Annotated in this window: 12 protein-coding genes; all 12 read left to right on the forward strand. The window is 64.8% G+C overall.

What is annotated here, in order from left to right; all coding sequences use genetic code 11:
- The first annotated feature begins 226 nt into the window (after positions 1 to 226).
- The 12 genes from nifB to AAG816_RS25025 are packed head-to-tail and all read left to right on the forward strand — an operon-like array spanning position 227 to position 6,743.
- A complete protein-coding gene (gene nifB, locus AAG816_RS24970; protein ID WP_341992421.1) occupies positions 227 to 1,789 on the forward strand; it encodes a nitrogenase cofactor biosynthesis protein NifB in 1,563 nt (520 codons plus the stop codon).
- 30 nt (positions 1,790 to 1,819) lie between these two features.
- Positions 1,820 to 2,044: a 4Fe-4S binding protein gene (locus AAG816_RS24975; protein WP_341992422.1), complete on the forward strand. Its 225-nt coding sequence runs from the start codon at positions 1,820 to 1,822 to the stop codon at positions 2,042 to 2,044.
- Positions 2,045 to 2,055: 11 nt separating this feature from the next.
- On the forward strand, positions 2,056 to 2,373 hold the full coding sequence (locus AAG816_RS24980; RefSeq protein ID WP_341992423.1) for an iron-sulfur cluster assembly accessory protein: 318 nt from the start codon (positions 2,056 to 2,058) through the stop codon (positions 2,371 to 2,373).
- A gap of 23 nt (positions 2,374 to 2,396) precedes the next feature.
- Positions 2,397 to 2,933, forward strand: a complete 537-nt coding sequence (locus AAG816_RS24985) for a hypothetical protein (RefSeq protein ID WP_341992424.1) — start codon at positions 2,397 to 2,399, stop codon at positions 2,931 to 2,933.
- Positions 2,923 to 3,693: a 4Fe4S-binding leucine-rich repeat protein gene (locus AAG816_RS24990; RefSeq protein ID WP_341992425.1), complete on the forward strand. Its 771-nt coding sequence runs from the start codon at positions 2,923 to 2,925 to the stop codon at positions 3,691 to 3,693. Before AAG816_RS24985 ends, AAG816_RS24990 begins: the two co-directional genes overlap by 11 nt.
- Positions 3,694 to 4,026, forward strand: coding sequence for a nitrogen fixation protein NifZ (locus tag AAG816_RS24995; RefSeq protein ID WP_341992426.1), 333 nt, complete (start codon positions 3,694 to 3,696; stop codon positions 4,024 to 4,026). It abuts the gene before it with no gap.
- The gene (locus AAG816_RS25000) at positions 4,019 to 4,258 is read left to right on the forward strand and encodes a nitrogen fixation protein NifZ (protein WP_341992427.1); all 240 of its coding nucleotides are present in this window, start codon (positions 4,019 to 4,021) and stop codon (positions 4,256 to 4,258) included. The genes AAG816_RS24995 and AAG816_RS25000 overlap by 8 nt, the downstream gene beginning before the upstream one ends.
- A 16-nt stretch (positions 4,259 to 4,274) precedes the next feature.
- The gene (locus AAG816_RS25005; RefSeq protein ID WP_341992428.1) at positions 4,275 to 4,628 is read left to right on the forward strand and encodes a hypothetical protein; all 354 of its coding nucleotides are present in this window, start codon (positions 4,275 to 4,277) and stop codon (positions 4,626 to 4,628) included.
- 45 nt (positions 4,629 to 4,673) lie between these two features.
- Positions 4,674 to 4,943 (forward strand): DUF6129 family protein, encoded by a 270-nt coding sequence (locus tag AAG816_RS25010; protein ID WP_341992429.1) that lies wholly within the window; start codon positions 4,674 to 4,676, stop codon positions 4,941 to 4,943.
- Complete coding sequence (locus AAG816_RS25015; RefSeq protein ID WP_341992430.1) at positions 4,940 to 6,151, forward strand: DegT/DnrJ/EryC1/StrS family aminotransferase; 1,212 nt, start codon at positions 4,940 to 4,942, stop codon at positions 6,149 to 6,151. Before AAG816_RS25010 ends, AAG816_RS25015 begins: the two co-directional genes overlap by 4 nt.
- 48 nt (positions 6,152 to 6,199) lie before the next feature.
- Complete coding sequence (locus AAG816_RS25020) at positions 6,200 to 6,502, forward strand: 2Fe-2S iron-sulfur cluster-binding protein (RefSeq protein ID WP_341992431.1); 303 nt, start codon at positions 6,200 to 6,202, stop codon at positions 6,500 to 6,502.
- Positions 6,503 to 6,518: 16 nt separating this feature from the next.
- On the forward strand, positions 6,519 to 6,743 hold the full coding sequence (locus AAG816_RS25025) for a hypothetical protein (protein WP_341992432.1): 225 nt from the start codon (positions 6,519 to 6,521) through the stop codon (positions 6,741 to 6,743).
- The last annotated feature ends 40 nt before the right edge of the window (positions 6,744 to 6,783 follow it).

Raw genomic sequence — 6,783 nt, forward strand, 5'->3', positions numbered from 1 at the left:
TTTCAAGCCTGTCGGATCCGCTCCATCCCACACCCGCGTTCCGATCTGTAATCTTTCCAACATGGGCGAGAGACCTCGTCGCACTGTGTTGGCAAAGCGACAGCTGGGAAATAGCCACAAACCCCTTATCCCAGAAGGAAAACGGCGTCCTTTTCGACGATGGCACGGCTGTTGCTCCGTCCTTTGCCAGGACACGTGACATCTAGGCCATCAGCGAGGAACGGACATGCACGCATCAGCACAGCACGAAGCCGGCGCGGCCCAAAGCGGCGCGGTTGTCAGTGACGTCATGCAGGCCATTGCCGAGCACAAGGGCTGCGGCACTTCCGGCGGCAGCGGCAAGGCGAGCTGCGGTTCCGCCGCCGGGCAGAACGACCTGCCCACCGAAATCTGGGAAAAGGTGAAGAACCACCCCTGCTACAGCGAGGAAGCCCACCACCATTATGCCCGCATGCATGTGGCCGTGGCGCCGGCCTGCAACATCCAGTGCAATTACTGCAATCGCAAATACGACTGCGCCAATGAGAGCCGCCCCGGCGTGGTCAGCGAGAAGCTGACCCCCGAGCAGGCCGCCAAGAAGGTGCTGGCGGTGGCCTCCACCATTCCGCAGATGACCGTGCTCGGCATCGCCGGTCCCGGCGACCCGCTGGCCAATCCGGAAAAGACCTTCAAGACCTTCGAGCTGATCGCCAAGACCGCGCCGGACATCAAGCTCTGCCTGTCCACCAACGGCCTCACCTTGCCGGACCATGTGGACACCATCGCCGGCTTCAATGTGGATCACGTCACCATCACCATCAACATGGTGGACCCGGAGATCGGCGCCAAGATCTATCCGTGGGTGTTCTGGAAGCACAAGCGCTACACCGGCGTGGAAGCGGCCAAGCTGCTCACGGATCGCCAGTTGCTGGGCCTGGAAATGCTCACTGAGCGTGGCATCCTGGCCAAGATCAATTCGGTGATGATCCCCGGCATCAACGACAAGCATCTGGTGGAAGTGAACAAGGCGGTGAAGTCGCGCGGGGCGTTCCTGCACAACATCATGCCGCTGATCTCCGCCCCCGAGCACGGCACGGTGTTCGGCCTCACCGGCCAGCGCGGGCCCACCGCTCAGGAACTGAAAGCCCTGCAGGACAGCTGCGAGGGCGAGATGAACATGATGCGCCATTGCCGCCAGTGCCGCGCCGATGCGGTGGGGCTGCTGGGCGAGGATCGCAGCGCCGAATTCACCACCGACAAGATCATGACCATGGAGGTCAATTACGACCTCGATACCCGCAAGGCCTACCAGGCCAAGGTGGAAGAAGAGCGCGTCGCCAAGGTCGTGGCCAAGCAGGAGGAACTCTCCACCCTGGCCGGCGAGATGAGCGACATCAAGCTGCTGGTGGCGGTGGCCACCAAGGGCTCCGGCCTCATCAACGAGCACTTCGGCCACGCCAAGGAATTCCAGGTCTACGAACTCTCCACGGCGGGCGCGAAGTTCGTCGGCCATCGCCGGGTGGATCTCTACTGCCAGGGCGGCTTCGGCGACGAGGACAATCTGGAAACCGTGATCCGCGCCATCAACGATTGCCATGCGGTGTTCGTGGCCAAGATCGGCGGCTGCCCCAAGGGCGACCTGCAGAAGGCGGGCATCGATCCGGTGGATCAATATGCCCACGAGTTCATCGAGAAGTCCGCCATCGCCTGGTTCAAGGCCTATCTGGACAAGGTGAACAGCGGCGAAATCGAACATGTGGAACGCGGCGACGCCGAGATCCGCCAGGGCGCGCTGATCTCCGCCGCCTGACCCCCACACATCATCCCAGAGAGACCCGCCATGACCCTGAAGATCATTGCCTCGCAATGCACGAGCTGTTCGGCCTGCGAGCCGGAATGCCCGAACGTCGCGATCCTCGAAAAGAACGGCACCTTCGTCATCGACCCCAAGAAATGCACCGAATGCATCGGCCATTTCGACAGCCCGCAATGCGCGGCGGTGTGCCCGGTGGATGACACCTGCGTCATCGACAATGCCTTCCCCCGCTATCAGCCCAGCGCCTGAGGAGACGCCCGATGAATTTCGCGATCACCCCTGCGGCGGAAAAATTCATCCGCTTCATGATCCGGAGCGATGGGGACGCCACCAGCGGATTTCGGCTGGCGGTGTCGCCCGGCGGCTGCTCCGGCCTCTCGGCCGATATCTCCGTCACCCGCACCCCGGTGAGCGGGGATGCGGTGGTGGAGCACAACGGCCTGAAGCTGTTTCTGCCGGCGGAAAGCCGGCTGCTGCTGGACGGCGTGACCATCGATTTCGCCGACACCGCGGCCCAGACCGGCCTGGTGTTCCGCGATCCCAAGGCCACCACCTGCAGTTCCCACAGCCACAGCTGAGACCTTAGGAAGGCCACAGGCCCATGGACACTGCCCGCCACGCGCCGCCCCAGGGCGGCCTGGACGATGCCCTCCTGGCGGAAGCCCTCCTCGGTGGGGGGCTTCCGCCAGCGGCGGAGGACCATCTGCGCCGGGCGGGTCTGTCCTACCATCTGGACGCCCAGGCCGAAGATCACCTGCGCCAAGCCCTGGCGTTGGCGCCGGGACATGCGGCGGTGCTGATCGGCTTCTATCGGTTCTATTTCTACAAGGGACGCCTGCCGGAGGCGCTGGACATGGCAAAGCAATGCCTCGCAAAGGCCGCGCGGGAGAACCGCCTGGCCGCCAACTGGCAGGATGTGGCGGCGGACGATGCCCCCTTCGGCCGCTATGACACCCTGCTGCCGCGCTTTTATCTCTTCAGCCTGAAGGGCTATGCCTATCTGCAGATGCGCCTCGGCGATCTGGACGAGGGCCGCGCCGCCGTCACCAAGCTGTTGCAGCTGGACCCCACCGACAAGATCGGCGCGAAAGTCCTGCTCGATGTGCTCGAACGGGTGGGGCAGGACGATGATGGATGACATTGACGAAGCCTGCGACTGGCAGGGCCGCGACATCGATTGCGGCGGCTGCGACCACCGGCTGCTGCTGAAGCAGGGCCTGTGCCGATTGAAGCACGCCTGCGTGCATGATCGCTATGCCCGCCGCATTGATCGCTTTTTCAATTGGAACCCGCATCTGGCCAATGGCTATGTGGGCCATCCCCATTTCGAGGTGCGGGCGATCGCCGCCAAGCACGCCAGCCCGTTCGTGCTGCCGCCGCTGCTGGACGATCCGGAAGAGACCGTGCGCTGGAACGCGGCGCGGCGGCTTCCCAAGCGATTGATCCTGCGGCTGCGCACCGATCCGCACCGGGAGGTGCGCATCCGCATCGTCTCGCTGCTGGACGATGCCGAACTCATCCCGATGATGGCCGATAGCGACTATTACGTCCGCCTGGTCATTGCCCGTCGCGTGGCCCCGCCGCTGCTGGCGCGTCTGGTGGACGACCCCGAACCTGAGGTCCGGCGCGTGGTGGCCCAGCGCATCCCGGCCAACTGGCTGCTGCGCATGGGAGAAGACAAGGACGCGGCGGTACGCCTCGACGTGGCCCGCCGGCTGGCGCCGGATCTGCTCAACCGCCTGCGCGCCGATCCGGATTGGCGGGTGCGCTATGAGGTGGCCGCACGCATCGCTTTGTCCGATCTGGCGGATCTGGCGCAGGACGCCGATGCCCTGGTCCAGGACATGGCGCGCACCCGCCTCACCGGCACCCCTTTGCAGTCCACAGGGAGACCTTAGATGAGCAACATCGTCCGCGACAGCGACGTGGTGGAGATCTCGGCGCCCCCCACCTTCAATTTCGGCGAGAAGGTGCGATGCAAGCGCACCATCCGCAATGACGGCACCTATGCCGGCAAGGAGATCGGCGACGTTCTCGCCAAGAAAGGCGAGGAAGGTTACGTCGTCAGCATCGGCACCTTCCTACAGCAATTCTACATCTATGGCGTCGAATTCATGGAAAGCGGCAACCGGGTCGGCATGAAGCGCAAGGAGCTGGACCCGGTGGTGTCGCGTGACGAGATGGACATTCCCCTGCCGTCCTTCCCCACACAGGAGCTGCGCCGTGATTGAGCCAAGGCTGCCCAAATTCCAATGGGGCCAGAAAGTGAAGGCCCTGGTGGACCTGCACAATGACGGTACGTTTCCCGACACCGAACAGGATGCGCGCCTGGTGGCGGTGGGCGACAGTGGGGAGATTGTCCAGGTCGGGACACACACTGAGGCGAACATGCCCATTTATCTGGTGGAGTTCGCCCCCCATCTGGTGGTGGGCTGCCTGGAAGAAGAAATTCTTCCGCTCTAACGGCCGGGCCGGTGCGATGGATCCCCTCCCCGCCAACGCGCCGCCGCGCGCGGCCCACCCCAATGACCTCGACCGCAAGCGGATCGAGCGCGCGTTGGGGGCGCGCAAACGCTATCGCTACGTCTCGCCCACGGTGAGCCCGGTGAGCGGCGGCTATGCCATCGCCAGTCCCTGCTGCTCGCGCAACATCGATCCCGAGGGCGGGATCGTGGACGTGGCCCTGCTGCTGCACGACCCCGCCGCCGCTGTGTGGCAATTGTTCCGAAAGGACCATGCCACCGGCGCATGGGCGTTGCATAGCCTGCACCCGCGTCTGCCCGGCCTGTTGGAATTGCTGAATTCCGACCCCGACAGGGCCTTCTGGCAATAGTCTTGCATCGGTCTAAACAACGCCCCTCCGTCACAAGGTGATGCCATGGGATTGGCTGCGGAAGAATTGACCGTCATCGACCAGATACTGTCTGCCAGCGCCGTGGACGGGTCGGTCCTGGGGGATCTGCGCCGGCAGTTTCCGCATCTGTCCTGGACCAAATGCGACGCCTCCGACGTCGCCGAGGCGCCGTTCCGCACCTATCCCGGCTTCGACCTGCACCTGCTGGATGCGGCCGACCATTGTGTCCAGCTCACCGAGGACCCCGCCCGCGCCACCGGCATCGTGCTGGCCCAACGCAAGGCCCTGCCATGACCGAACCGGCGCTGGTACAGGAGTTCGAAGACACCACCATTCCCGCCGCCGACGGCAGCGAGGAGGACGGCTTCATCTTCCTGTCGGACCCCGACATCACCCTGGCCGAGATCGAGGCGGTGGACGCGGTAATGCGCTCGCCCCGGGTCTCCAGCGGTTCGCAGATGGTGGCATTCGAGAGCGCGTTCGCCGCTTATCTCGGGCGGGCCTATGCGGTGGCGGTGCCCAGCGGGACGCTGGGGCTGCTGCTGATGCTGAAGGCCTATGGCATCGGGCCGGGAGACGAGGTGATCGCCTCGCCTTACTCGTTCCGCGAGACCGCCCACGCCATCGCCCTGAGCGGCGCCCGGCCGGTATTCGCCGAGATCGACTATTGGTCCGGAACCATGGTGCCGGAAAAGGTGGCGCCGCGGATCACCGACAAGACCCGCGCCATCGTCGCCGGCAATCCCAACGGCCATCCGGCCCCCTGGGACCGGCTGCGGGCGCTGGCCACCGAGCGCGGCCTGCTGCTGCTGGAGGATTCCACCGAGGCCATCGGCTCGAAATATCAGGGCGCCTGCGTCGGCACCTTCGGCGATGCGGCGGTGTTCGACTTTTCCCAGCCCGGCACCCTCACCTGCGGCGAAGGCGGCATGGTGGTCACCGACGATATCGATGTCGCCGTGGCGCTGCGCCGCCATCGCTCCCACCGCCTGGACGAGCGCGCCTCGGTGGTGGTCAGCGGCAGCCCGGCGCATCAGGCCGGCATCAGCGATCTAGCCGCCGCGCTGGGGCTGGCGCAGCTCAACCGCCTCGACGAGATCCTGGAGCGCCGCCGGCTTGTGGAGCATCTCTATTACAAGCATGTGCAGTCGTTCGAGGGCATCAAGGATCCCTACATCGGGCAGGATGTCACCGAGATAAACTGGTTCCTCTATCTGGTGCATCTGGGCAACCGCTTCTCCCGCTCCAGCCGCGACGCCATCGTCGAGGATCTGCGGGTCGAAGCGGTGGAGGCGGCGGCCTACTGCCACCCCCTGCACCTGCAACGGCACTATTTCGATCTCGGCTATCGCCGCGGCGATTACCTGGTCACCGAGAAGGTGGCCGATCGCGCCGTGGCGCTGCCGTTCCATACCCACCTGAGCGAGGACCAGATCGCCTTCATCGTCGGCACGATGAAGGACGCCTCCATCAATGTGGGCGCCGGTGCCGCCATCTATTAGGCGCAGGCGCAAACCCGTTCTCGAAGAGCACTAAAAGGGAGTTGTGAGATGACGACGGTGACGATCATGCCATCGGGCAAGACCATTGAAGCGTCCGAGGGGATGACCCTGCTGGCCGCCATCCTCAGCGCCGATGAGACGCTGAGCCACAAGTGCGACGGCAACGCCTCCTGCGGCACCTGCCACATCTTCCTGCTGGAAGGCCGCAAGGGCGTGTCCAAGATCGCCCGCGAGGAGAATGAGAAGCTCGATGCCGTCGTCGGCGTCGGCTCCAAGTCGCGCCTCGCGTGCCAGGCCAAGGTGCTGGGCACCGAGAACATCAAGATCGAACTGCTGGGCTTCGATTCCTAGCGCCAGGGAGACCACGATGAGCACCGATACCGTGATGATCCACGCCCGCTTTGCCCCCAATGGCACGGTGGTGGAAATCAGCGAGCGGCCCAATGGCCTGACGCCCCAGGACTGGTTCAACCTCCTGAGTGACAAGGCCGGCGACTGCTATCAGGCCTTCTCGGGCGGGCGCGGGGTATTTCGCCTCTCGCCCACCCAGCTGGATACGCTGAAGGCCGAGAGCACCGCCAGCGCCGCCTAGGCGCGGATGGGGAAGGAACGTGCGCCGCGGGGTGATCCGC

Origin of the sequence: Azorhizobium sp. AG788 (assembly GCF_943371865.1) — a bacterium.
Classification (GTDB): domain Bacteria; phylum Pseudomonadota; class Alphaproteobacteria; order Rhizobiales; family Xanthobacteraceae; genus Azorhizobium.